This is a genomic window from Sphingomonas morindae, assembly GCF_023822065.1.
Taxonomy (GTDB): domain Bacteria; phylum Pseudomonadota; class Alphaproteobacteria; order Sphingomonadales; family Sphingomonadaceae; genus Solisphingomonas; species Solisphingomonas morindae.
In genome coordinates this window covers 151,377-174,174 of record NZ_CP084930.1, presented here as the reverse complement: position 1 = coordinate 174,174, position 22,798 = coordinate 151,377, and the positions used below count along the sequence as shown (strand labels likewise).

Sequence of the window (22,798 nt, the reverse complement as noted above, 5' to 3'; positions counted from 1 at the left end):
GGCGGCGGGGCTCAGCCCGCCGCCTTGGCCAGCCCCTTCGCCAATTGCGCGGCGCCGTGCAGCCGCGCCTTCGGATCGCCCCAGGCGCGGCTGATCACCAGCTTCTCGTCGGGACGCAGCCGCGCCGAGCCCTTGAGCCGCTCGACATAGGCGAACAGGCCGGGGACATTGGGAAAGCCGCCCTCGGCGAAGGTGACGAGCGCGCCGTGCGGCCCAACATCCAGCTTGGCCACGCGCGCGGTGCGGCAATCCAGCTTGATCCCGATCACGTCGATCAGATTGCGCGTCGCCTCGGGCAGCTTGCCGAAGCGGTCGATCAGCTCGGCGGCGAAGGCCTCGATGCCGCGCTTGTCGTCGATCTCGTTCAGCCGCCGGTACAGACCCATGCGCAGATCGAGATCGGGCACATAGTCCTCGGGAATGAGGATCGGCGCGTCCACGGTGATCTGCGGCGAGAAATCGGTCTTGGCCTCGGGCACATCCACGCCGCCCGATTTGGCGACGAGGATCGCGTCCTCCAGCATCGACTGGTACAGTTCGAAGCCGACTTCCTTGATATGGCCCGATTGCTCGTCGCCCACCAGATTGCCGGCGCCGCGAATATCGAGATCGTGGCTGGCGAGCTGGAATCCGGCGCCGAGGCTCTCGAGATTGGCCAGCACCTGCAGCCGCTTCTCGGCCGCCTCGGTCATCAGCCGGCCGGCGGAGGTGGTGAGATAGGCATAGGCGCGCGTCTTGGATCGGCCGACCCGCCCGCGCAGCTGGTAGAGCTGGGCGAGGCCGAAGCGATCCGCGCGGTGGATGATGATGGTGTTGGCCGAGGGAATGTCGAGCCCGCTCTCCACGATCGTGGTGGAAAGCAGCACGTCATATTTGCGGTCGTAAAAGGCCGACATCTTCTCCTCCACCTCGGTCGCGCCCATCTGGCCATGGGCGGTGACGAAGCGGACCTCGGGCACGTCTTCGCGCAGGAAGCGCTCGATATCGGGCAGATCGGCGACGCGCGGCGCGACGAAATAGGCTTGGCCGCCGCGATAATGCTCGCGCAGCAGCGCCTCGCGCAGCACCACCGGATCCCAGGGCATGACATAGGTGCGCACCGCCAGCCGGTCGACCGGCGGCGTCTGGATCACCGAAAGCTCGCGCAGGCCAGACATCGCCATCTGCAGGGTGCGCGGGATCGGCGTGGCGGTGAGGGTCAGCACGTGGACGTCGGTCCTGAGCGCCTTGAGCCGCTCCTTGTGGGTGACGCCGAAGCGCTGCTCCTCGTCGACGATCACCAGCCCCAGCCGCTTGAAGTTTACCGTTTTGGCGAAGACGGCATGGGTGCCGACCACGATATCGAGCGTGCCATCCGCCAGGCCCTCGCGCACCGCCTTGGCCTCGGCCGTGCCGACGAGCCGCGAAAGCCGCCCGATCTTGAGCGGAAAGCCCTGGAAGCGCGCGACGAAATTCTGGTGATGCTGGCGCGCGAGCAGCGTGGTGGGGCATACCACCGCCACCTGCAAGCCCGCCATCGCCGCGACAAAGGCCGCGCGCAGCGCCACCTCGGTCTTGCCGAAGCCGACATCGCCCACCACCAGCCGATCCATCGGCCGGCCGGCGGCGAGATCCTCGAGCGTCTCGGCGATGGCGCGGTCCTGGTCCTCGGTCTCCTCATAGGGGAAGCGATCGACGAACTCGGCATAGCCGGTCGCGGCATCGGCCACCTCGGCGGCGCGCAGCGCGCGGGCGGCGGCGGTCTTCATCAGCTCGCCCGCGATCTCGCGGATGCGCTCCTTCATCCGCGCCTTGCGCTGCTGCCAGGCGACGCCGCCCAGCCGATCCAGCGCGACCCCCTCGGCATCCGCGCCGTAGCGCGAGAGCACGTCGATATTCTCGATCGGCACGTAGAGCTTGTCGCCGCCGGCATAGGAGAGCAGCACGCAATCGTGCGGCGCCTTGCCGACGGGCACCGAGGTCAGCCCTTCGTAGCGCCCGATGCCGTGATCGACATGGACGACGAAATCACCCGGCGAAAGCGTGGCCAGCTCGTTGAGAAAGGCGTCGGTGCTCTTGCGCCGCCGGGCGCGCCGCACCAGCCGGTCGCCCAGCATGTCCTGCTCGGTCAGCACCGCCACGTCGCGCGTGGTGAAGCCATGGTCCAGCGGCACCACCGCCAGCGCGACGCGGCCATTGGGCTTGGGGGTGGCGGCGCCCAGCGCGGCCTGCCAGCTCTCCTCCGGCGCGAGCGCGCTGAGCCCGTGGTCCGCGAGCAGCCCGCTCAGCCGTTCGCGCGAGCCGCGCGTATAGCTGGCGAGCACCACCTTCTTGCCGGCGCGGTGCAGCGCGCGGACATGGCCGGCGACCGCCTCATAGACATTCTCGTTGGCGGTGCGCTCCGGCGCGAAATCGCGCGGGGCCTCGACGCCGAGATCGATCACCGTCGCGCTCTCGGGCTCGCGGAAGGGCGTGGCGAGGTGCATCGGCCGCGCCGCCACCGCCGCCGCCCATTCGTCGGCGGAGAGGTAGAGCGTGTCCGGCGGGAGCGGGCGATAGCTGCCCGGATCGGCGGATTGGGCGCGCTTGCGATTGTCGAAATAGTCGGCGATCGCCTCGATCCGGGATTCGACCGCGCCGATGCTGCCGCTGTCGCGGACGATCCGGTCGTCGGGCCCGAGATGGTCGAACAGCGTGGCCAGCCGCTCCTCGAACAGCGGCAGCCAATGATCCATGCCCGCCAGCCGCCGTCCCTCGGACACCGCCTGGTACAGCGGATCGCCCGTCGCGGTGGCGCCGAAGCGCTCGCGATAGCCGGAGCGGAAGCGCTTGATCGACTCGGCGTCGAGCAGCGCCTCGGACGCGGGCAGCAGCGTGAAGCCGTCCACGCGGTCCACCGTCCGCTGGTCGGAGGGATCGAAGCGGCGCACGCTCTCGATCTCGTCGCCGAAGAAGTCCAGCCGCAGCGCCAGCGTCTCGCCCGAGGGCCAGAGATCCACCAGGCCGCCCCGCACGGCATATTCGCCCGGATCGTGCACCGTGTCGGTGCGGCTATAGCCATTGGCCTGCAGCAGCGCCGCCAGCCGGTCGCGATCGATGCGTTCGCCGGGCGCCAGCCGCGCCACCAGCTGGCGCGTGCGGAACGGGGTGAGGGTGCGCTGGGTCGCCGCATTGGCGGTCGTCACCAGGAGCTGGGGCCCCTTGGGCTTGGCCTGGAGCGCGTGCAGCGTCGCCAGCCGCTCGGCCGAGATGCGCAGCGAGGGCGAGGCGCGATCATAGGGCAGGCAATCCCAGGCGGGAAAGCTGAGCAGCTCCAGCTCCGGCGCGAAGAAGCCCGCGGCGTCGGCGATGCCGCGCATCTGCGCCTCATCGGCGGCGATGAACACGGCGCGGCCGCGCGGCGCGGCCGCGCGCGCGAGATCGGCGGCGAACCAGGGCAGGAAGCCGGGCGGGGCCGAGGCGAGGGTGAGCGGCGCCGTGGCGGCGAGGATGCGGGCGAGCGGCTCAGTCATGCGCGGGGCCGGGCGGAAGCGATACGGGAGGGGCGGCGCGGATCGGCGGTTCGGATCACTTGGCGACCGGAATATAATCGAGCGTCATCAGCCCTTCCATCAGCGGACCCTGAAAGCGCGCCGGAGCAACCTGGGTGCCGATCGCCCAGGCCATGACATCGACATCGTCTTCCTCGAGCAGCGCCGCGAACCAGGCGATCTCCGCGTCGCCCCAGCCGGCCGCGTGGCGGTCGAAGAAACCGCCGATCAGCAGGTCCGCCTCCTTGGTGCCGCGATGCCAGGCGCGGAAACGGAGACGCTTGAGCTCAGTAGCGCGATCCAAGATAACTCCCAGCATGAACGGCCGCACGCGGCGCTTTGAGCCGGCGGCGACGCGGTGTATCGACACGCCATCTAGTGATGCGACCCGAAATCCTCAATCCGCTGTTCGCCGAGGTGGAGGCGCTGAAAGGCGTTGGCCCTACCCTGGCCAAGCCGCTGAAGAAGCTCGGCCTGAACCGGGTGATCGACGTGCTGTTCCACTTTCCCGTGGCGATTGTGGAGCGTCGGCGAGTGGACACGCTGGCCGAGGCCGAGATCGGCCGCGGCGTGATCGTGGCGCTCACCGCCACCGGCTATCGCGCGTCGTCTTCGCCGCGCGGGCCGTTCCGGGTCGAGGCGCAGGACAGCGCCGGTGCGCCGGTGGCGCTGGTCTATTTCGGCGGCGGCGGCGGCTGGGCGCGCAAGCAGTTTCCGATCGGCGAGGCGCGGCTGGTGGCGGGCCGGCTCGATTCCTACGGCCAGGGCCTCCAGATCGTCCATCCGGACCAGGTGGTGGAGCCCGGCTCCGACGAGGAGATTGCGAGCCGCGAGCCGATCTATCCGCTGTCGGCCGGCATCACCTCGCGCCGCATCGCGCTGCTCGTCGAGCAGGCGCTCGCGCGGGTGCCGGATTTGCCCGAATGGATCGAGCCGAGCCTGGTTTCGGCACGGGGCTGGCCGAGCTTCGGCGCGGCGCTGATGCGGGCCCATGCCGATCCGCAGGACGAGGCGGCGCGCGCGCGGCTCGCCTATGACGAGGTGTTCGCCAACCAATTGGCGCTGATGCTGGTGCGCGCCTCGACCCGGCGGCGGCGCGGGCGGCCGCTGGCGGGCGATGGCCGCCACCGGCTGCGGCTGGCGCTGCCCTATCGCCCCACCAACGCGCAGGCGCAGGCGATCGCCGAGATCGAGGGCGATATCGCCCAGTCGGTGCCGATGCTGCGCCTGCTGCAGGGCGATGTCGGCGCGGGCAAGACGCTGGTGGCGCTGATGGCGCTGCTGATCGCCGCCGAGGCGGGCGCGCAGGGCGCGCTCCTCGCGCCGACCGAAATCCTCGCCCGCCAGCATTTCGAGACGCTGAGCCGCCAGCTCGCTCCGCTCGGGCTGCGGCTCGCCATTCTGACGGGTCGCGAAAAGGGCCGCGCGCGCGAGGCGACGCTGATGGGGCTCGCCGACGGGTCGATCGATCTTCTGATCGGCACCCATGCCATCTTCCAGGACGCCGTCCAGTATCGTGCGCTCGGGCTGGTGGTGGTGGACGAGCAGCACCGCTTCGGCGTGGCGCAGCGGCTGATGCTCGCCGCCAAGGGCCAGCATCCGCCGCACATGCTGGTGATGACCGCCACCCCCATCCCTCGGACGCTTACCCTTGCCCATTATGGCGAGATGGATGTGAGCCGGCTCGACGAGATGCCGCCGGGCCGCCAGCCGATCGAGACGCGCGTGATCGCGCTCGAGCGGATCGACGAGGTGGTGGCGGGGCTCGGCCGGCATATCGCGGCGGGCGGCCAGGCCTATTGGGTCTGCCCGCTGGTCGAGGAGAGCGACACGGGCGACGATGCCGCCGCCGAGGCGCGCGCCGCCAGCCTGCGCCAGCAGTTCGGCGCGCGCGTCGGGCTTGTCCATGGCCGGATGAAGGGGCCGGACAAGGACGCGGTCATGGCCGCCTTCCAGGCCGGCGAGGTGGCGGTGCTGGTGGCGACCACGGTGATCGAGGTGGGCGTGGACGTGCCCAACGCCACGCTGATCGTGATCGAGGGGGCGGAGCGGTTCGGCCTCGCCCAGCTCCACCAGCTGCGCGGCCGGGTGGGGCGGGGCGGCGGCCACTCGGTATGCCTTTTGCTGCGCGGCGCGGCGCTGTCCGAAACCGCGCGCGCGCGCCTGGCGCTGATGCGCGAGACGACCGACGGCTTCCGCATCGCCGAGGAGGATCTCCGCCTGCGCGGCGGCGGCGAGCTGCTCGGCACGCGCCAATCGGGCGAGGCGGGGGCGCGGCTCGCCGATGCCGAGCGCACCGCCGCGCTGATCGGCACCGCGCACGATGATGCGCGCCTGCTCACCGATCGCGACGGCGGGCTGGACGGTCCGCGCGGCCGCGCGGCGCGCACCCTCCTCTATCTGCTCGAACGCGACGCGGCGGTGGCGCTGCTGCGCGCGGGGTAGCGCGGCGCCGTTCCGGTCAGAGGCCGTTCCAGCTCGGCCGGTCGTGCGGCGCGGCGCTGAGCAGGCGCGCATAATCGCCCGCCTCGATGGTGCTCAGAAACTCGGCGCCGATCCGCCCGGCCAGCGCCCAGATGATGCGCGCCGGCCGTTCGCCCAGCGCGGGCAGGGCGATGGAGATGATCTCGCCGATCGCGACCTGGCTGGCGCTGCGCGCCATCAGCCCGAAGGGCGAAAGATCCACCACCATCGCGCGCCCCGTTTCGCCGGCGGGGCCGCGAATGGGAGTGCGGAAGGAGACGATGTCGCGCGGGGCCCGGCGCAACTCGGTCGTTCGCGGTGCGGTGGCCATGTCTTCCTCTCCAAGCCTGCCTCGCTTGTGCGCCCCGGAGCTGAAGCTCTGGTAAGGGCGCGCGGTTAAGACGCGCTAACCCTGTCCGGATCAGGGCAGCAACAGGCCGTGCCGCTTCTTGCCGAGGCTGAGCTTGATCGGCTGATCCTCCAGCACGATCTCGAACCCGGGATCGGTGATGGCGAGATCGTTGAGCCGCACCGCGCCCTCGGCGATCTTGCGGCGCGCCTCGCCGTTGGAGGCGGCGAAGCCGAGCACCGTCAGCGCGGGCACCAGCCCGATCCGGCCGCCATCCACGCGCAGCTGCGGCAGCGCCGCGCCGGCCGCGCCTTCCTCGAAGGTGCGGCGCGCGGTTTCGGCCGCGTCCACCGCCGCCGCCTCGCCATGGGCGAGCGCGGTCGCATGGTGCGCGAGCTGCTTCTTCGCCTCGTTGATCTCGGCGCCCGGCAGCGCCTCCAGCCGCGCGATCTCGTCGAGCGGAAGATCGGTGAAGAGGCGCAGGAAGCGGCCGACATCGGCATCCTGCGTGTTCCGCCAGAACTGCCAGTAATCATAGGGCGGCAGCATATCGGCGTTGAGCCAGACGGCGCCCTTAGCGGTCTTGCCCATCTTGCCGCCATCGGCAGTGGTGATGAGCGGACTGGTCAGCCCGAACAAGGGCGTGCCCTCGACCCGGCGGCCAAGCTCGATGCCGTTGACGATATTGCCCCACTGATCCGAGCCGCCCATCTGCAGCCGGCATCCGGCGCGTCGGGCCAGCTCCAGGAAGTCATAGCCCTGGAGGATCATGTAGTTGAATTCGAGGAAGGAGAGCGACTGCTCGCGATCCAGCCGCAGCTTGACCGAATCGAAGCTCAGCATCCGGTTGACCGAGAAATGCTGGCCGATGTCGCGCAGGAAGGGGATATATTCGAGCTTGTCGAGCCATTCGGCATTGTCGAGCAGGATGGCGTCGCTCGGGCCGTCGCCGAAGCGCAGGAAGCGCTCGAACACGCGCTTGATCGAGGCGATGTTGCTGGCGATCACCTCCTCGGTCATCAGCTTGCGGGCTTCGTCCTTGAAGCTCGGATCGCCGATCTTGCCGGTGCCGCCGCCCATCAGCACGATCGGCTTGTGCCCCGCCTGCTGGAGCCGGCGCAGCATCATGATCTGCACCAGGCTGCCCACGTGCAGCGACGGCGCGGTCGGATCGAAGCCGATATAGCCCGGCACGATCTGCCGTTCGGCCAGGGCGTCCAGCCCCTCCGCGTCGGTGAGCTGGTGGATATAGCCGCGGCTGTCGAGTAGGCGGAGGAGATCGGACCGGAAGCGCGTCATGATGGGCGCTCGGTAGCACAAGGGAATGCGGCATGGGTAGCGAGCATGTGCTGGCGGTGGGCCTAATGTCGGGCACCTCGCTGGACGGGGTCGACGCGGCGCTGATCGAGACCGATGGCGAGGCGCATGTCCGCCCCATCGCCTTCCGATCCGAGCCCTATGCCGAGACCGACCGGCGCCAGCTCCAGGCGGCGACGCAGCGGGCGCTGGCCTGCGCCGCGCCCGGCGCCGACGCCACGATCGATGCCGCCGCCGCGATGCTCACCGATCGCCATGTCGCGGCGGTGCGGCGCCTGTTGGCCGAGGCCGGGGTGGCGCCGGAGCAGGTGGCGGTGGCGGGCTTCCACGGGCAGACGGTGGCGCATCGGCCGGACCGTGGCTGGACCTGGCAGATCGGCGACGGCGCCGCCCTGGCGCGGGCGCTGGGCATCGCGGTGACCGATGATTTCCGCTCGGCCGATGTCGCCGCCGGCGGCCAGGGGGCGCCGCTGATCCCCGTCTACCACCGCGCGCTGATAGGCGCCGAAGGGCTGCCGGCGGCGGTGCTCAACCTGGGCGGCGTCGCCAACATCACCTATCTCGATCAGGACCGGCTGATCGCCTTCGATACCGGGCCGGCCAACGGCCTGATCGACGATTGGATGGCCGCCGAATGCGGCCGCGCCTTCGACGCGGGCGGCGCGCTGGCGGCGCAGGGCCATGTCGATGCCAGCGTGCTGGACATGCTGCTCGACAGCGACTGGTTCGATCAGCCGCCTCCCAAATCGCTCGACCGCGCCGATTTCACCATCCAGCCCGCGCGCGGCCTCGCGCCGGCCGATGGCGCCGCCACGCTCACCGCCTTCACCGCCGCGACGGTGGCGCTCGCGCTCGACCTGCTGCCCGCGCGTCCGGCGCGGCTGATCGTCGCGGGGGGCGGGCGGCACAATGCCACGCTGATGGCGATGCTGGCGGCGCGCACGGGTCTGCCCGTCACGCCGATCGAGGCGCTCGGCTGGAATGGCGATGCCACCGAGGCGGAAGGCTTCGCCTATCTGGCGGTGCGGGCGCGGCGCGGGCTGCCGATCAGCTTTCCCGGCACCACCGGCGTCGCCGCGCCGCGCACCGGCGGCCGGCACCATGATCCCCAGCGCTGATCAGCGGCGCGTGCCGGCGCGCGTCTCCAGAAGATCCCACAGGCCCTGGTGCTGAAGCAGCAGCTGCTGCACGCCGAACCGCACCGCGCGCTCCACGCCGGCATTCTCGAACAAGGCGGGCAGGAGCGCATAGCTATCCTCGGCCGAGGGCAGATCGAGCGGCGGCAGCGCCAGCCCGGCGCCCGCGCCGGCGCGCTCCATCAGCAGGCGGATGGCGGGCCAATCCAGCACCAGCGCGAGCGCCGCGCCGAGCGCCGTGCCGCGCCGTTCGGACTGGGCCAGCACGCCCAACGCATGCGCCTGTTGCAGCGCCGCGTTCTCGCTCTGGGTCTGGGCGATGGTGATCGGCATCGCGCCCACAACCAGCACCAGGCGGGCCAGGAAGGCGCGCTCGGCGGCGAAGGCGGCGGCGGCGCGGAACATCCAGTCGCGCGCGCCGGTGGCGAAGACACGCTCGGCCGCGTGATCCAGCACGCCGGGAAAGCGGCCGTGCAGCAGCGCGAGGAAATGGACGCAATCGGCGAGGTCCGGCGCGGCGGCGGTGGCGAGGCGCAGCACATGGGGATGGGCGGCGCTGCCGTCGCGCGCGATCACCGCCGCCAACCCGCTGCCCATGTCCGGCGCCCGCAGATCGCCCGGCTTGCTCGCCATTCCACCCTCCGCCGCCGGGACCTACCGGCTCGATGGCGGGCTTAACGGCGGAAGGTAAAGGCGTGGTTTATGCTGGGGCCGGAACGGTACGAGCCCGTGTCCGGCTTACTGATCCAGGAAGCTGCGCATCTTCCGGCTGCGCGAGGGATGCTTCAGCTTGCGCAGCGCCTTGGCCTCGATCTGACGGATGCGCTCGCGCGTCACCGAAAATTGCTGGCCGACTTCCTCAAGCGTGTGATCGGTGTTCATGCCGATCCCGAAGCGCATGCGCAGCACCCGCTCCTCGCGCGGGGTCAGGCTCGCCAGCACCCGCGTCACGGTTTCCTTGAGGTTCTGCTGGATCGCGGCGTCGACCGGGATGACGGCGTTCTTGTCCTCGATAAAATCCCCGAGATGGCTGTCCTCCTCGTCGCCGATCGGCGTTTCGAGGCTGATCGGCTCCTTGGCGATCTTCATCACCTTGCGCACCTTCTCGAGCGGCATCGAAAGCCGCTCCGCCAGTTCCTCCGGCGTCGGCTCGCGGCCGGTCTCGTGGAGGAACTGGCGCGAGGTGCGCACCAGCTTGTTGATCGTCTCGATCATGTGCACCGGGATGCGGATGGTGCGCGCCTGATCGGCGATCGAGCGGGTGATCGCCTGCCGGATCCACCAGGTCGCATAGGTGCTGAACTTGTAGCCGCGGCGATATTCGAACTTATCCACCGCCTTCATCAGGCCGATATTGCCCTCCTGGATGAGATCCAGGAACTGCAGCCCGCGATTGGTATATTTCTTGGCGATCGAGATCACGAGACGGAGATTGGCCTCGACCATCTCCTTCTTGGCGATCCGGGCCTCGCGCTCGCCCTTCTGCACCATGTTGACGATGCGGCGGAATTCCGGAAGCGACATGCCGGTCGCCTGGACGATCTCGGCGATTTCGCTGCGGATCCGCTCGACCGGGCCGGATTCGGCGGCGGCGAAATTGGCGAACTTCTTGTCGATCCCGCGCACGCGATCGAGCCAGTTCTCCTCCAGCTCATGATCGATATAGGCGTCGAGAAAGGCCTTGCGGGGCACCTTGTGGCGCTCCGCGAGGCGCAGCATCTGGCCGCCCAACGCGGTCAGGCGCCGGTTATAGGCATAGAGCTGATCGACCAGATATTCGATCTTGGCGCCGTGGAACTGGACGCTCTCCACCTCGGCGGTGAGATCCTCGCGCAGCTGCTGGTAGCCGGCCTCCTGCGCCTCGGAAAAACCACCGATGTTGAAGGCCTCCACGCGGGTGCGCTGCACCTCGGCGAACTGGCCGTACAATTCGGTGATCCGCGCGAACCGCTCGAGCGCGAGCGGCTTCAGCGTCTCCTCCATCTGGGCGAGGCTGAGGGTATTGTCCTCATCCTCGTCCTCGGCGGGACGCGGCACGCGGCGCTCGGTAAGCTCGTCCTCCTCGTCGGCGGGGGCCTCCTCGGGCTCCTCTTCCTCCTTGAAGGACGGACCGGCGGTCTTCTCGGAAATTTCGCCGCCGTCATCCTCGCCGTCCTCGGACAGGCTTTCGGGCGCGGGATCCTTGTTGAGCATGGCGTCGAGATCGAGGATCTCGCGCAGCTGCATCGTGCCCTCGTTGAGGGCCGTCGACCATTCGATGATGGCGTTGAAGGTGATCGGGCTCTCGCACAGGCCGAGGATCATGGTGTCGCGGCCGGCCTCGATCCGCTTGGCGATGGCGATCTCGCCCTCGCGGCTGAGCAGCTCCACCGCGCCCATTTCGCGCAGATACATGCGGACGGGATCGTCGGTGCGATCGACCGTCTCTTTCTTCTGCTGGACCTGGAAGATGGCGGGCTCGCCTTCCTCGCCGCCCTCCTCGGGCGTCTCGTCCTCGTCCTGCGGCTTCTCGTCCTCGCCCGCATCCTCGTTCTCGACGATGTTGACGCCCATCTCGTTCAGCGCGGACATGATGTCCTCGAGCTGATCGGAGGTCATCTGATCCTGGGGCAGGGCCTCGTTCAGCTCGTCATAGGTCAGGTAGCCACGCTTCTTGGCGCGCGCGATCAGCTTCTTGAGCTGGGCGTCGTTCAGGTCGATGAGCGGCGCATCGCCGTCACCGCCCGTGCCGCCCGCCGAAGCTTCGATCGTGTTGGTCTTCGCCATTCTTGGTCCCGTCAATCCTGCCCGCCCGACCCGAGAAAGCTGGCCGCGGCGAAGAGTTCAGCCCTTCGTGCCCGTAGATATTGTCTCTCCGCCTCGATCGCTAGATAGCCATCGCCGGCGCCGTCCTCGACTGCAGCCCTGTCTAGACCGCGGAGCCCTTCGTCAAGTTCCCGTTCCTCGCAGAGGAAGGCGATAAGACCTTCAAGGACCGCAATTCTGCGCTCCTCGTCCGCGGCCTCGCTGGTGAAGGCGAAGCGCAGGTCCCGGGTCAGCCTTTGTTCCAGCACCTGCGCGAGGCCGTCAGCCGCCAATATGTGGTCGATGCAATCGCCTTCAAGATCGGCGCCGCGCAGCGCCGCCGCCACCAGCGTATCGCGCCAGCGGGCGAGGCGGGGCTGGTCGATCGGCAGATGGGCCAGCCGCTCGGCGTGGCGGCGCAGCACCTGCGGATGGCGCGACAGGCCGTAGAGCAGCTGGCGCAACACCAGCCCGCCGACATCGCCGGGCTGGCGCGGTTCGCTGTGCAGCACCGCGCTCGCGATCGCGCGCCGCTCGCCACGCTTCCAGCCAAAGTCCTCGAAGAAGAGATCGTTGAAGGAGCGCTTGAACTCCTGCGCCACGATCGGATCGGTGCAGCTTGCCGCCAGCGCCTCGAGCCGCCGCCGCAGCCCCGCGCGCTGTTCGGGCTGGGCCATGTCGCCGGCCGCGCGCTCATGCTCGTAGATCAGGCGGAGCAGCGGCAGCGGCTGCGCGAGCGCGGCCTCCATGGCGGCGGCGCCGCCGCTGCGGACGAGATCGTCCGGGTCGATGCCGGCGGGCAGAGTGACGAAGGCCAGGCTCTTGCCGGGGCGCAGCAGCGGCATCGCGCGCTCGGCCGCGCGCACCGCCGCCTTGCGGCCGGCGGCGTCGCCGTCCATGCACAGGATCGGCGCGTCGGCCAGCGCCCAGGCCGCCTCGAGCTGGCGTTCGGTCAGCGCGGTGCCGAGCGGCGCCACCGCCTCCCCGATCCCGGCCTGGGCCAGCGCGATCACGTCCAGATAGCCCTCCACCACGATCAGCCGCCCGCTCTTGCGGCTGGCGGCGGCGGCGCGGTGCAGGTTGAACAGGGTGGCGCCCTTGTCGAACAGCGGCGTTTCCGGCGAGTTGAGATATTTGGGCTCGCCCGTTCCGAGGATGCGCCCGCCAAAGGCGATCACGCGGCCGCGCCGGTCGGCGATCGGGATGATCAGGCGCTCGCGGAAGCGATCATAGGTCTCGCCGCTCTCCGGACGGATCAGCATGCCGGATTCGACCAGCATCGCCTCGGGGAAGCGGGTCAGGGCCTCGGCCAGCGCGCGACGGCCGGCGGGCGCATAGCCGAGCCCGAATTCGGCGATGGTCGCGGCATCGAGGCCGCGCCGGGCCAGATAGGCGCGCGCCTCGGCGCCGGCGGGGGCGGCGAGGCGCTGGGCATAGAAGGCGGCGGCCGCGGCAGTGACATCCTGCAACCCGGCGGCGCGCTCGGCGCGCTCGCGGCTGGCGGGATCGGGCGCGGGCAGCGCCATGCCCGCCGCGTCCGCCAGCTCCTTCACCGCATCCATGAAGGGGAGGCCGCGCTGGTCCGTCATCCAGCGGATCGCGTCGCCATGCGCGCCGCACCCGAAGCAGTGGTAGAACTGCTTCGAATCGTTGACGTAGAAGCTCGGCGTCTTCTCGTGGTGGAAGGGGCAGCAGGCCTTGTACTCCGGGCCGGCCTTGTGGAGCTTGAGGGTGCGCCCGATCAGCGCCGAAAGTAGAGTGCGCGCCCGCAGCTCGTCGAGAAAGGCGTTGGAGAGGAGCGCGAAGCCGCCGCCACCGCCGGCGCGCCGCGCCCGGCCATCGCCCCCGACCGGGCCCTCGCTCTCCCTAGACGCCATGGCCCAGCATAGCGCGCGGTGTCGCCTCGTCCATCGTCAGGAGGCGAGTCGTGCCTTCACCAGGCCGCTCGCCTTGGCCATGTCCAGGCTGGTGCCGTGGCGCGCCTTCAGCGCGGCGATGACGCGGCCCATATCCTTCTGCGAGACGGCGCCAAGCTCCTCGGCGATGGCGTCGATCGCGGCCTTGGTCTCGGCCTCATCCATGCGGCGCGGCAGGAAGCTCTCGATGATCGCCAGCTCGGCCGCCTCGGCCGCCGCCAGCTCGGCGCGGTTGCCCTGCTCGTACAAGGTGATCGATTCGCGGCGCTGCTTGGCCATCTTGTTCAGCACGTCGACGACGAGGCTGTCGTCATCGGCCGGCGCGGCGCCGGTGCGCGCTTCGATGTCACGATTCTTCAGCGCGGCCTGAATCAGCCGCAGCGTGCCGGTTTGCGCGGAGTCGCGGGCCTTCATGGCGGCGACCAGCGCGCTCTTGATATCGTCTCGGATCATGGGCTCTTGGGCTCGACAGGAAAGGCCGGAGCCTAGCGCCACCCGCTTCGGAATACTAGATTGACCGGCGGCGGGAGCCCCCCTAGGACGCCGGCCGTTTACCCGCCCGCCACTGCCTGAGGAGGATCGTGCATGGCCGATACCGAACCCGTGCGCGTGCCCGAAGGCGCCACCGGCGCGCTCGTGCTCGCTTCCGGTAAAGTCATTTTCGGGCGCGGCTTCGGCGCACCCGGCACCGCCGTCGGCGAAGTGTGCTTCAACACCGCGATGACCGGCTATCAGGAGGTGATGACCGATCCCTCCTATGCCGGACAGATCGTTACCTTCACCTTTCCGCATATCGGCAATGTCGGCGCCAATGGCGAGGATGTGGAGGCGCAGAACCCGTTCGCGCTCGGCTGCGTGGTGCGCGAGGATGTCACCCAACCGTCCAACTTCCGCGCCACCCAGCGCTTCGATGACTGGCTGCGCGGCCAGGGCCGGATCGGGCTGGCGGGCGTCGACACGCGCGCGCTCACCCGGCTGATCCGGCTGGAAGGCGCGCCCAATGGCGTGATCGCCCATGCCCCCGATGGCGCGTTCGACCTGCCCGCCCTGATCGAGCAGGCGCGGGCCTGGCCGGGGCTCGAGGGCATGGATCTCGCCCGCGACGTGTCGGCGCTGCAGAGCTATGGCTGGGAGGACGGGCTGTGGACGCTCGGCCAGGGCTATGCCACCCACGCCGCCAATCCCGAGGGGCCGCACGTCGTCGCCATCGATTACGGGCTGAAGCGCAACATCCTGCGTAACCTCGTCGCCGCCGGCGCGCGGGTCACGGTAGTGCCGGCCACGGCCAGCTTCGAGGATGTGATGCGCCACGAGCCGGACGGCGTGTTCCTCTCCAACGGTCCGGGCGATCCGGCCGCGACCGGCGCCTATGCCGTGCCGGTGATCCGCCAGCTGCTGGAGATCGGCACGCCGCTGTTCGGCATCTGTCTCGGCCACCAGCTGCTCGGCCTCGCGGTCGGCGCGCGCACCAGCAAGATGCATCAGGGCCATCGCGGCGCCAACCATCCGGTCAAGCGCACCAGCGACGGTCGCGTCGAGATCACCAGCATGAACCATGGTTTCGCGGTCGAGACGGAGAGCCTGCCCGCCAATGCCGAGGCGACGCACATCTCGCTGTTCGACGGCTCGCTCGCCGGGCTGCGGCTGACCGACAAGCCCGCCTTCTCGGTGCAATATCACCCGGAGGCGAGCCCCGGCCCGCAGGACAGCCATTATCTGTTCGACCAATTCGTAAGCCAGCTGCGGAAGCGGGCGTGAGCCGCGCCCCTTCCGCCTGCCGGAAGGGGTTTTTCCGTCGCACGATCAATAGCACTTCCCCGGCCCGCCGGCGGGGGACTGGAAGGTAGCGCCACCATGCCCAAACGGACCGACATCTCCTCCATTCTGGTGATCGGCGCCGGCCCGATCGTGATCGGCCAGGCGTGCGAGTTCGATTATTCGGGCACGCAGGCGATCAAGGCGCTCAAGGCCGAGGGCTATCGGATCGTACTGGTCAATTCCAACCCGGCCACGATCATGACCGATCCGGAGTTCGCCGACGCCACCTATGTCGAGCCGATCACGCCGGCGGTGGTGGCCAAGATCATCGAGGCCGAGCGGCCCGACGCGGTGCTGCCCACCATGGGCGGCCAGACCGCGCTCAACACCGCGCTCAGCCTGTACCAGGACGGCACGCTGGCCAAGTTCGGCGTGCAGATGATCGGCGCCGATGCCGAAGCGATCGACAAGGCCGAGGATCGGCAGAAATTCCGCCTCGCCATGGACAAGATCGGCCTGGAGAGCGCGCGTTCGGCGGTGGCGCACACGGTGGAGGAGGCGCTCGCCGCGCTCGAGCGCGTCGGCCTGCCGGCGATCATCCGGCCGTCCTTCACGCTCGGCGGAACGGGCGGCGGCGTCGCCTATAATCGCGAGGAGTTCGTCACCATCGTCACCGGCGGCCTCGCCGCCTCGCCGACCACCGAGGTGCTGATCGAGGAATCGCTGCTCGGCTGGAAGGAATATGAGATGGAGGTCGTCCGGGATCGGAACGACAATGCCATCATCATCTGCTCGATCGAGAATATCGATCCGATGGGAGTGCATACCGGCGATTCGATCACCGTCGCTCCGGCGCTGACGCTGACCGACAAGGAATATCAGATCATGCGCAACGCCTCGATCGCGGTGCTGCGCGAGATCGGGGTGGAAACCGGCGGCTCCAACGTGCAGTTCGCGGTCAATCCCGCGGATGGCCGGCTGGTCGTGATCGAGATGAATCCGCGTGTCAGCCGATCCTCGGCGCTGGCGTCCAAGGCCACCGGCTTCCCGATCGCCAAGGTCGCCGCCAAGCTGGCGGTGGGCTATACGCTCGACGAGATCATGAACGACATCACCGGCGCCACGCCGGCCGCGTTCGAGCCGACGATCGACTATGTCGTCACCAAGATCCCGCGCTTCGCCTTCGAGAAATTCAAGGGCTCGGACGACACGCTGACGACGGCGATGAAATCGGTCGGCGAGGTGATGGCGATCGGCCGCAGCTTTCCGGAGAGCCTGCAAAAGGCGCTCCGCGGGCTGGAGACGGGGCTGTGCGGCCTCGATCCGGTGCAGCGCCTCGCCGGCCGCCCGCGCGCCGAGATCGAGGCGGCGCTGGCGCGCCCCACGCCCGACCGGCTGTTGATGGCCGCCCAGGCGCTGCGCGAGGGCTTCACCGTCGACGAGATCCACGCGCTCGCCAAATATGATCCCTGGTTCCTGGAGCGGCTGCGCGAGATCGTGGCGGCGGAGCAGGGCGTGCTCGAGAACGGCCTGCCGCGCGACGCCACCGCGATGCGCCGGCTCAAGGCGCTCGGCTTTTCGGACAAGAGGCTCGCCGCGCTGGCGCTGGAGAGCGCGCATGTCGCGGGCGGCATGGCCAGCGTGCAGGCGCGCGGGTCGGGCCTGATCCACGATACGCTCAAGGCCATGACCGGCGGCGTCACCGAGGAGGAGGTGCGCGCGCTGCGCCACAAGCTCGGCGTGCGCCCCGTGTTCAAGCGGATCGACACCTGCGCGGCCGAGTTCGAGGCCAAGACGCCCTATATGTACTCCACCTATGAGGCGCCGGCCTTTGGCGAGCCCGAAAATGAGGCGGCGCCGAGCGACCGCCGCAAGGTGGTGATCCTGGGCGGCGGCCCCAACCGGATCGGCCAGGGCATCGAATTCGATTATTGCTGCTGCCACGCCTGTTTCGCGCTCGCCGACGCCGGGTTCGAGACGATCATGATCAACTGCAATCCCGAGACCGTCTCGACCGACTATGACACGTCGGACCGGCTCTATTTCGAGCCGCTGACGGCGGAGGACGTGCTCGAGATCCTGGCCGTGGAGCAGCAGGCGGGCGCGCTGGAGGGCGTGATCGTGCAATTCGGTGGCCAGACCCCGCTCAAGCTGGCGGGCGAGCTGGAGCGCGCCGGCATCCCCATCCTCGGCACCAGCCCCGATGCGATCGACCTGGCCGAGGATCGCGAGCGCTTCGCCGCGCTGGTCGAGCGGCTCGGCCTGCGCCAGCCGCGCAACGGCATCGCGCGCAGCCGCGAGGAAGCGCTGAGCGTGGCCGATCGCGTCGGCTATCCCGTGCTGATCCGCCCCTCCTATGTGCTGGGCGGACGTGCCATGGAGATCGTCGACGGGCCGGACCAGCTCGATGCCTATATCGCCACGGCGGTGCAGGTGTCCGGCGAATCGCCGGTGCTGATCGACCAATATCTGCGCGACGCGATCGAGGTGGATGTCGACGCCATCGCCGACGGCACCGACGTGGTGGTCGCGGGCGTGATGCAGCATATCGAGGAGGCGGGCGTCCATTCGGGCGACAGCGCCTGCACGCTGCCGCCCTACAGCCTGTCCGCGCCGGTGATCGAGGAGATCCGCCGCCAGGCCGATGCGCTGGCCCGCGCGCTGAAGGTAAAGGGGCTGATGAACATCCAGTTCGCGGTGAAGGACGAGCAGGTCTATCTGATCGAGGTCAATCCCCGCGCCAGCCGCACCGTGCCCTTCGTCGCCAAGGCGATCGGCCGCCCCGTCGCCAAGATCGCCTCGCTGGTGATGGCGGGCGAACCGCTTGCCGGCTTCCCGCCGCTGCAGATCGTGCCGGACTATATCGCGATCAAGGAAGCCGTCTTCCCCTTCGCGCGCTTTCCCGGCGTCGATCCGGTGCTCTCGCCCGAGATGAAATCGACCGGCGAGGTGATGGGGATCGACACCGATTTCGCCATGGCCTTCTACAAGTCGCAGCTCGGCGGCAATGTCCGGCTGCCGGAGCGCGGCACCGTCTTCGTGTCGGTCAAGCCTTCGGACAAGGCGCAGATCCTGCCGGGCGTGCGGATTCTCGCCGAACTCGGCTTCGCGATCGTCGCCACCACGGGCACGGCCGATTTCCTCGAGGCCGAGGGGCTGCGCGTGACGCGGGTCAACAAGGTGGCGCAGGGCCGGCCGCACATCGTGGACCGCATCAAGGATGGCGGGATCGATTTGATCTTCAACACCACCGAAGGCTGGCAATCGCTGAAGGACAGCCGCGAAATCCGCGTTTCGGCGGTCGGCGCGCGCATTCCCTATTTCACCACGGCGGCGGCGAGCGTCGCCTCGGCCCAGGCGATTGCGGCCGTTCGCAGCCGTCCGCTTGAAGTGAAGCCGCTCCAGGCCTATTATTCCGCACCGCCGCGATGATCTCCCCACAGTAACGGTAATCGGACGGCCCATAGGGAGGGGCCGGGCGCGGCATTTTTGACGGAAAGGTTGTGCGGGACATGGCGACGGTCGAGAAGATGCCGATGCTGGCGGAGGGCCACAAGCTCATCTCGGACGAACTGCAGCGCCTCAAGACGATCGAACGTCCCGAGGTGATCGATGCGATCGAGGAGGCGCGCGCCCATGGCGATCTCTCCGAGAATGCGGAATATCACGCCGCCAAGGAGCGGCAGGGCCAGATCGAGGCGACGATCGCCGATCTCGAGGACAGGCTCAGCCGGGCGGTCGTGATCGACCCGACCACGCTGAGCGGCGACAAGGTGGTGTTCGGCGCGACGGTGCACATGGTGGACGAGGACGATAAGCCCGTCGTCTACCAGATCGTGGGGCAGATGGAGGCGGACGCCAAGAAGGGCCGGATCTCCTACAACTCGCCGCTCGGCCGCGCGCTGATCGGCCGTCGCGTGGGCGACGAGGTCGAGGTGACGGTGCCGTCCGGCGATCGCTATTATGCGATCGACAAGATCGAGTTCATCTAAGCCGGTGCGGCTGCCCCCCGCGCGCGCCACGGCGGCGATCATCGGCGCGACCGCCGGGGCCTGGGGGATCGCCGCCTTGGCCGGTCTCTCGCCCCAGCTGGCGGTGCTGGCCGGCTTCATCCCGGGGCGCCTGTCGCTCGGCTTCACGCCGCCCCAGGCGGTGCCCTTCTGGGCGACGCCGCTCACCGCCACGCTGGTCCATGCCGGGCTGCTGCACCTGCTGTTCAACATGCTGATGCTGGGCTTCTGCGCGCGCTTCGTGGAAGCCTCGATCGGCGCGGGCGGCGTGGTGCTGCTCTATCTGGTGGGCGCCTATGCGGCGGCGGCGGCGCAATATGTCGCCGATCCGCAGGGGCTGGTGCCGATGGTGGGCGCCAGCGGCGCGGCCTCGGCGGTGATCGGCGCCTATGCGCTGCTCTATGGCCGCCCGCGGGCGATGGGCTGGAGCCCGCGCTCGGGCCGGGCGCTGCATGTCGCCTGGCTGGCGGCGGCCTGGATCGGGTTGCAGGCGCTGATCGGCTTCGCCCAGGGTGGCATGCCGGGGGTGCCCGAAGGCAGCAGCATCGCGGTCGCCGCGCATATCGGCGGCTTTCTGGCCGGGCTGGTGCTGGCGCGGCCGCTGCTGCTGTTCCGCTATCGCAGCGCCTGACACGGGCCGGCGCATGACGGGGGCGGCGCGCCCCCGGCGGCGTATCGGTTAAAGCTCGGGCTCGAGCAGGCGGTGCAGATGCACCACCACATATTTCATCTCGGCATCATCCACGGTACGCTGCGCCGCGCCGCGCCAGGCGGCCTCGGCGCTCTTCTCGTCCGGGTAGAAGCCGACGACATCGAGCGCGGACAGGTCCGCGAAATCGAGCCCGCGCGGATCGCGGACGCGACCGCCAAAAACGAGATGGAGCTTGCTCATCGCCATCCTTCCGAAAGGGGTTGCGCGCTCGGTAAGCGCGAACGCCGCAGCGCACAACCCCGCAGGGCTGCTTAGCTGGAGCGGCTCTTCATGAAGGCGACCAGCTTGTCGAAGCCGTTCTTCTGGACGTAGGAGTCGAAATCCGCCGTCTGGGTGAGGACGAGATTGACCCCGGCCACGGTGAGGTTGGTGATCTTGTAGCCGCCGCCCACCTTCTGGACCGTCCAGATCGCGGTCACGGGATTGGCGCCAGGCCGAACCACCGTGCTCTGCACCGCCGCGCCGTCGCCGCGCGGAATGGCCCGCACCACCGTCACCTTGGCGTCGGAATAATCGTACAGGCGATCGGCATAGGTGCCGATCAGGAAGCCGGGCAGGGCGGCCTGATAGGCCTGGTACTGCGCCGGGCTGATCTGCGGACGCCAGCGGCGGATCAGCCGGTCGCCAATCTCGTCGATCGCGAAATATTGGCCGAGCAGCTGGCGGAACTGCGGACGCGCGCTCGCCTTGCTGCCGGTGCGCAGCACGCGGAAGGCCTCGGACGAAAGCGTGGTGATGAAGCGGCTGGGATCGCTATTGTCGACCGTGGCGGCGGCGGCGGGCGCGGTGAGCACGGGGGCCGCCAGGGCCGCGACGCCAACGGCCGCGGCGATCGCGACCGAGCGGAACATCGTCATGGATCAATCTCCGGGGTGGCCGCCCATGGCGGCGCAAGGTCGATGAAAACTCCGGCACCGGACCGCCGGGCGGGGCGATCCGGCGGTGCCATAGCGAAAGCGGGCTGAACCGTCGCTGTCAGCGGCCGCTGGTGCGGGCGGCGTCGGCGGCGGCGCTGCCGGCGCTGGTGGCGGCGGCGATCACGGCCTCGAACAGGCTCTTCATCGTGTCGCGCGCCGAATCGCGGCTAAAGCCCAGCTCGGCGAGCTTGTCGCGCCCGGCGCCCCGGGCGGCCTCGGCGGCGTCGCGCGCGGCGCCGTTCAGCCGCTGACCGGCGGCGCCGAACAGCGCGGTCTCGCGCTCGGTGCGGGGCAGCAAAGCGCCCAGCGCCACGCCCAGCACCAGGCCGCCCGCCAGCGCGGTGAGCGGATTGGCGCCGATCCCCTCGCCGGCGCCCCGGGCCTTGTCGAGGCCGCTCGCATAGGCCTCGCCGGCGCGGTCCAGCGCGCCATGGGTGGCGGTCTGCGCGGCATGGGCGGCGTCGCCCAGATGCGCCTTGACGCTGTCGATGCCGTCGCGCAGCGGCTTCTTGACGCCCGCGGCGCCGCTGGTGGCAGGCTGGCTGTTGTCGCTCGCGCTCATTGTTCGTCCTTCTCTTGTGCTGCGCCTCCAACGCCGGGCGCGGGGCGGGTATCCTTGCGGCTGAACAGCCGGGCCAGCGGGCGGCGGAGCAGCAGCAGCGCCGCCGCCGCGCCCGCACCGGCGACCATGCCCGGCCGCTTGCGCGCGACCTCCACCGAGTTCTGCGCGAAATCGGCCGCATGTTCGCGCACGCCGCTCACCGTCTCCTCGAGGAGATTGGCGGGGGCGAGGCGATCCTGGATGATCTGGGCGGTATCGGCGAAGCGCGCCCGCGCGCGCCGCACCTCGGCCGCCGCGGCGGCGAGTTCGGGAGACGGCACGTTCATGCGCGCACCTCGGTGGTCTCGGGCTGAGTGGAGGCGCTGAGCCGGCCGGCGCCGATCCAGCCGAGCAGGCCGGCGACCAGCAAGCCCGCCACCGCCACGATCACGCCCGACAGCAGCGCGCCGACCAGCGGCAGCAGCGCCAGCACCACGCCCATCACCAGCCCGATCAGCGCCAGCAGCGCGATGACCGCCGCCGCCGCGAGCAGGATCAGCCCCGTGCGCGCGGCGGCGAAGCGGATGCGGGCCTTGGTCTTGGCGAGCGCGATCTCGGCACGCGCGACTGCGGCGCCATCCTGTGCGAGCTGGCGGATCAGCGCCGGCAGCGTGAGTCGGCTCACCCCCATCGGCCCGGGACTCAGAGCTTGTCGAACGCGCCGGGCGTGGGCGCGGCGCCGGTGCCCGTGCCGACCGGCTTGGCCGGATCGATCGCGCCGGCCTGCGCCTCCAGCGCCTCGCTGCCCGCCTTGACGACGCGGGCGAGCAGAAAGCCCGCCGCCGCCGCCGCGCTCAGCGCCAGCGCCGGGGAACGGCGCACCAGTCCGCGCGCATCCTCGAGAAACTCCTGGATGTCGCGCTCGCGCAGCGAATCGGCCGCGCCGGACACGGCATCGGCGGCGCGGCGTGCATAATCGCCGAACTGGCCGCCGGCCTTCTCGTCAAGCTGACCGGCATTGTCCGTGATCAGCTGCGCGAACTGGTGGAGCGCATCGGCGGCGCGCGCCTTGCCCTGCTCCGCATAGTCGCGCACCGCATCGCCCGCCTGGGCGCGCAATTCCTCGGCCTTGGCCTGCGCCTTGCCGCGTAGATCCTCGGCGTTGAAGCGGCCGCCCGTGCTCTCGGTGTCGGAGTTCAGGCGGTCGCCCGGGGAGGCGGGGGTGGCATCCGGCGCCGGCGACGGCGTGGTGGCGGTGGCGCCCGGCACGACGTGATCGGTGCCTTCTGGGAGTGTCTCGGCCATGGCGGTCCTCCTTCGTTACGGCTCGCGAACAGTAGCGCGCGCATTTGCAGACACAACCAGCCGCGTTGCGCGGGGTTCCGC

20 protein-coding genes are annotated in these 22,798 nt (G+C 69.8%); 6 read left to right on the top strand and 14 right to left on the bottom strand.

Going from position 1 to position 22,798, the window contains the following annotated elements; all coding sequences use genetic code 11:
- Positions 1–11: 11 nt before the first annotated feature.
- Positions 12–3,491, bottom strand: a complete 3,480-nt coding sequence (mfd, locus tag LHA26_RS00795; RefSeq protein ID WP_252166861.1) for a transcription-repair coupling factor — start codon at positions 3,489–3,491, stop codon at positions 12–14.
- Between the two features lie 55 nt (positions 3,492–3,546).
- Positions 3,547–3,813: an FAD assembly factor SdhE gene (locus LHA26_RS00790; RefSeq protein WP_252166860.1), complete on the bottom strand. Its 267-nt coding sequence runs from the start codon at positions 3,811–3,813 to the stop codon at positions 3,547–3,549.
- 77 nt (positions 3,814–3,890) lie between these two features.
- Here LHA26_RS00790 and recG point away from each other — a divergent pair, with 77 nt between their 5' ends.
- Positions 3,891–5,954: an ATP-dependent DNA helicase RecG gene (gene recG / locus LHA26_RS00785; protein WP_252166859.1), complete on the top strand. Its 2,064-nt coding sequence runs from the start codon at positions 3,891–3,893 to the stop codon at positions 5,952–5,954.
- A 16-nt stretch (positions 5,955–5,970) separates the two neighbouring features.
- On the opposite strand, the gene LHA26_RS00780 is transcribed toward recG, so the two are convergent.
- Positions 5,971–6,303, bottom strand: coding sequence for a PilZ domain-containing protein (locus LHA26_RS00780; protein WP_252166858.1), 333 nt, complete (start codon positions 6,301–6,303; stop codon positions 5,971–5,973).
- 90 nt (positions 6,304–6,393) lie between these two features.
- Complete coding sequence (tyrS, locus tag LHA26_RS00775) at positions 6,394–7,620, bottom strand: tyrosine--tRNA ligase (protein WP_252166857.1); 1,227 nt, start codon at positions 7,618–7,620, stop codon at positions 6,394–6,396.
- A 32-nt stretch (positions 7,621–7,652) separates the two neighbouring features.
- Between tyrS and LHA26_RS00770 the strand changes: the two genes are divergently transcribed.
- Entirely contained in the window at positions 7,653–8,756 is a 1,104-nt protein-coding gene (locus LHA26_RS00770) for an anhydro-N-acetylmuramic acid kinase (RefSeq protein ID WP_252166856.1), read from the top strand.
- On the opposite strand, the gene LHA26_RS00765 is transcribed toward LHA26_RS00770, so the two are convergent.
- From LHA26_RS00765 to LHA26_RS00750, 4 genes are all read right to left on the bottom strand, one after another.
- Positions 8,757–9,407 (bottom strand): DUF6975 family protein, encoded by a 651-nt coding sequence (locus tag LHA26_RS00765; RefSeq protein WP_252166855.1) that lies wholly within the window; start codon positions 9,405–9,407, stop codon positions 8,757–8,759.
- A gap of 105 nt (positions 9,408–9,512) precedes the next feature.
- On the bottom strand, positions 9,513–11,540 hold the full coding sequence (gene rpoD, locus LHA26_RS00760; RefSeq protein ID WP_252166854.1) for an RNA polymerase sigma factor RpoD: 2,028 nt from the start codon (positions 11,538–11,540) through the stop codon (positions 9,513–9,515).
- An 11-nt stretch (positions 11,541–11,551) separates the two neighbouring features.
- Complete coding sequence (gene dnaG, locus LHA26_RS00755; RefSeq protein WP_252166853.1) at positions 11,552–13,435, bottom strand: DNA primase; 1,884 nt, start codon at positions 13,433–13,435, stop codon at positions 11,552–11,554.
- A gap of 36 nt (positions 13,436–13,471) precedes the next feature.
- Positions 13,472–13,927, bottom strand: a complete 456-nt coding sequence (locus LHA26_RS00750; protein WP_252166852.1) for a GatB/YqeY domain-containing protein — start codon at positions 13,925–13,927, stop codon at positions 13,472–13,474.
- A 132-nt stretch (positions 13,928–14,059) separates the two neighbouring features.
- On the opposite strand from LHA26_RS00750, the gene carA reads away from it, so the two are divergent.
- The 4 genes from carA to LHA26_RS00730 all read left to right on the top strand — a co-directional run bounded on the left by carA (position 14,060) and on the right by LHA26_RS00730 (position 19,873).
- Entirely contained in the window at positions 14,060–15,232 is a 1,173-nt protein-coding gene (carA, locus tag LHA26_RS00745) for a glutamine-hydrolyzing carbamoyl-phosphate synthase small subunit (RefSeq protein ID WP_252166851.1), read from the top strand.
- Positions 15,233–15,328: 96 nt separating this feature from the next.
- Complete coding sequence (gene carB, locus LHA26_RS00740; RefSeq protein ID WP_252166850.1) at positions 15,329–18,664, top strand: carbamoyl-phosphate synthase large subunit; 3,336 nt, start codon at positions 15,329–15,331, stop codon at positions 18,662–18,664.
- Positions 18,665–18,744: 80 nt separating this feature from the next.
- On the top strand, positions 18,745–19,224 hold the full coding sequence (gene greA, locus LHA26_RS00735; RefSeq protein ID WP_252166849.1) for a transcription elongation factor GreA: 480 nt from the start codon (positions 18,745–18,747) through the stop codon (positions 19,222–19,224).
- 4 nt (positions 19,225–19,228) lie between these two features.
- Complete coding sequence (locus tag LHA26_RS00730) at positions 19,229–19,873, top strand: rhomboid family intramembrane serine protease (protein ID WP_252166848.1); 645 nt, start codon at positions 19,229–19,231, stop codon at positions 19,871–19,873.
- A 48-nt stretch (positions 19,874–19,921) separates the two neighbouring features.
- Here LHA26_RS00730 and LHA26_RS00725 read toward each other — a convergent pair whose 3' ends face one another.
- From LHA26_RS00725 to LHA26_RS00700, 6 genes are all read right to left on the bottom strand, one after another.
- Entirely contained in the window at positions 19,922–20,134 is a 213-nt protein-coding gene (locus LHA26_RS00725; protein WP_252166847.1) for a DUF4170 domain-containing protein, read from the bottom strand.
- A 71-nt stretch (positions 20,135–20,205) separates the two neighbouring features.
- Positions 20,206–20,811, bottom strand: coding sequence for an MlaC/ttg2D family ABC transporter substrate-binding protein (locus LHA26_RS00720; protein WP_252166846.1), 606 nt, complete (start codon positions 20,809–20,811; stop codon positions 20,206–20,208).
- 118 nt (positions 20,812–20,929) lie between these two features.
- The gene (locus tag LHA26_RS00715) at positions 20,930–21,433 is read right to left on the bottom strand and encodes a hypothetical protein (protein WP_252166845.1); all 504 of its coding nucleotides are present in this window, start codon (positions 21,431–21,433) and stop codon (positions 20,930–20,932) included.
- Positions 21,430–21,759: a hypothetical protein gene (locus tag LHA26_RS00710; protein WP_252166844.1), complete on the bottom strand. Its 330-nt coding sequence runs from the start codon at positions 21,757–21,759 to the stop codon at positions 21,430–21,432. Before LHA26_RS00710 ends, LHA26_RS00715 begins: the two co-directional genes overlap by 4 nt.
- The gene (locus LHA26_RS00705) at positions 21,756–22,097 is read right to left on the bottom strand and encodes a phage holin family protein (protein WP_252166843.1); all 342 of its coding nucleotides are present in this window, start codon (positions 22,095–22,097) and stop codon (positions 21,756–21,758) included. The genes LHA26_RS00710 and LHA26_RS00705 overlap by 4 nt, the downstream gene beginning before the upstream one ends.
- 17 nt (positions 22,098–22,114) lie before the next feature.
- Positions 22,115–22,717 carry a hypothetical protein gene (locus LHA26_RS00700; protein ID WP_252166842.1) on the bottom strand — a complete coding sequence of 201 codons (603 nt, stop codon included), beginning with the start codon at positions 22,715–22,717 and terminating at the stop codon, positions 22,115–22,117.
- Positions 22,718–22,798: the final 81 nt, after the last annotated feature.

Excerpts from the sequence above, each read along its gene's own strand:
- mfd (WP_252166861.1), bottom strand. The coding sequence starts at position 3,491 with ATGACTGAGCCGCTCGCCCGCATCCTCGCCGCCACGGCGCCGCTCACC.
- recG (WP_252166859.1), top strand. The coding sequence starts at position 3,891 with ATGCGACCCGAAATCCTCAATCCGCTGTTCGCCGAGGTGGAGGCGCTG.
- LHA26_RS00780 (WP_252166858.1), bottom strand. The coding sequence starts at position 6,303 with ATGGCCACCGCACCGCGAACGACCGAGTTGCGCCGGGCCCCGCGCGAC.
- tyrS (WP_252166857.1), bottom strand. The coding sequence starts at position 7,620 with ATGACGCGCTTCCGGTCCGATCTCCTCCGCCTACTCGACAGCCGCGGC.
- LHA26_RS00770 (WP_252166856.1), top strand. The coding sequence starts at position 7,653 with ATGGGTAGCGAGCATGTGCTGGCGGTGGGCCTAATGTCGGGCACCTCG.
- LHA26_RS00765 (WP_252166855.1), bottom strand. The coding sequence starts at position 9,407 with ATGGCGAGCAAGCCGGGCGATCTGCGGGCGCCGGACATGGGCAGCGGG.
- rpoD (WP_252166854.1), bottom strand. The coding sequence starts at position 11,540 with ATGGCGAAGACCAACACGATCGAAGCTTCGGCGGGCGGCACGGGCGGT.
- dnaG (WP_252166853.1), bottom strand. The coding sequence starts at position 13,435 with ATGGCGTCTAGGGAGAGCGAGGGCCCGGTCGGGGGCGATGGCCGGGCG.
- LHA26_RS00750 (WP_252166852.1), bottom strand. The coding sequence starts at position 13,927 with ATGATCCGAGACGATATCAAGAGCGCGCTGGTCGCCGCCATGAAGGCC.
- carA (WP_252166851.1), top strand. The coding sequence starts at position 14,060 with ATGGCCGATACCGAACCCGTGCGCGTGCCCGAAGGCGCCACCGGCGCG.
- carB (WP_252166850.1), top strand. The coding sequence starts at position 15,329 with ATGCCCAAACGGACCGACATCTCCTCCATTCTGGTGATCGGCGCCGGC.
- greA (WP_252166849.1), top strand. The coding sequence starts at position 18,745 with ATGGCGACGGTCGAGAAGATGCCGATGCTGGCGGAGGGCCACAAGCTC.
- LHA26_RS00725 (WP_252166847.1), bottom strand. The coding sequence starts at position 20,134 with ATGAGCAAGCTCCATCTCGTTTTTGGCGGTCGCGTCCGCGATCCGCGC.
- LHA26_RS00720 (WP_252166846.1), bottom strand. The coding sequence starts at position 20,811 with ATGACGATGTTCCGCTCGGTCGCGATCGCCGCGGCCGTTGGCGTCGCG.
- LHA26_RS00715 (WP_252166845.1), bottom strand. The coding sequence starts at position 21,433 with ATGAGCGCGAGCGACAACAGCCAGCCTGCCACCAGCGGCGCCGCGGGC.
- LHA26_RS00710 (WP_252166844.1), bottom strand. The coding sequence starts at position 21,759 with ATGAACGTGCCGTCTCCCGAACTCGCCGCCGCGGCGGCCGAGGTGCGG.
- LHA26_RS00700 (WP_252166842.1), bottom strand. The coding sequence starts at position 22,717 with ATGGCCGAGACACTCCCAGAAGGCACCGATCACGTCGTGCCGGGCGCC.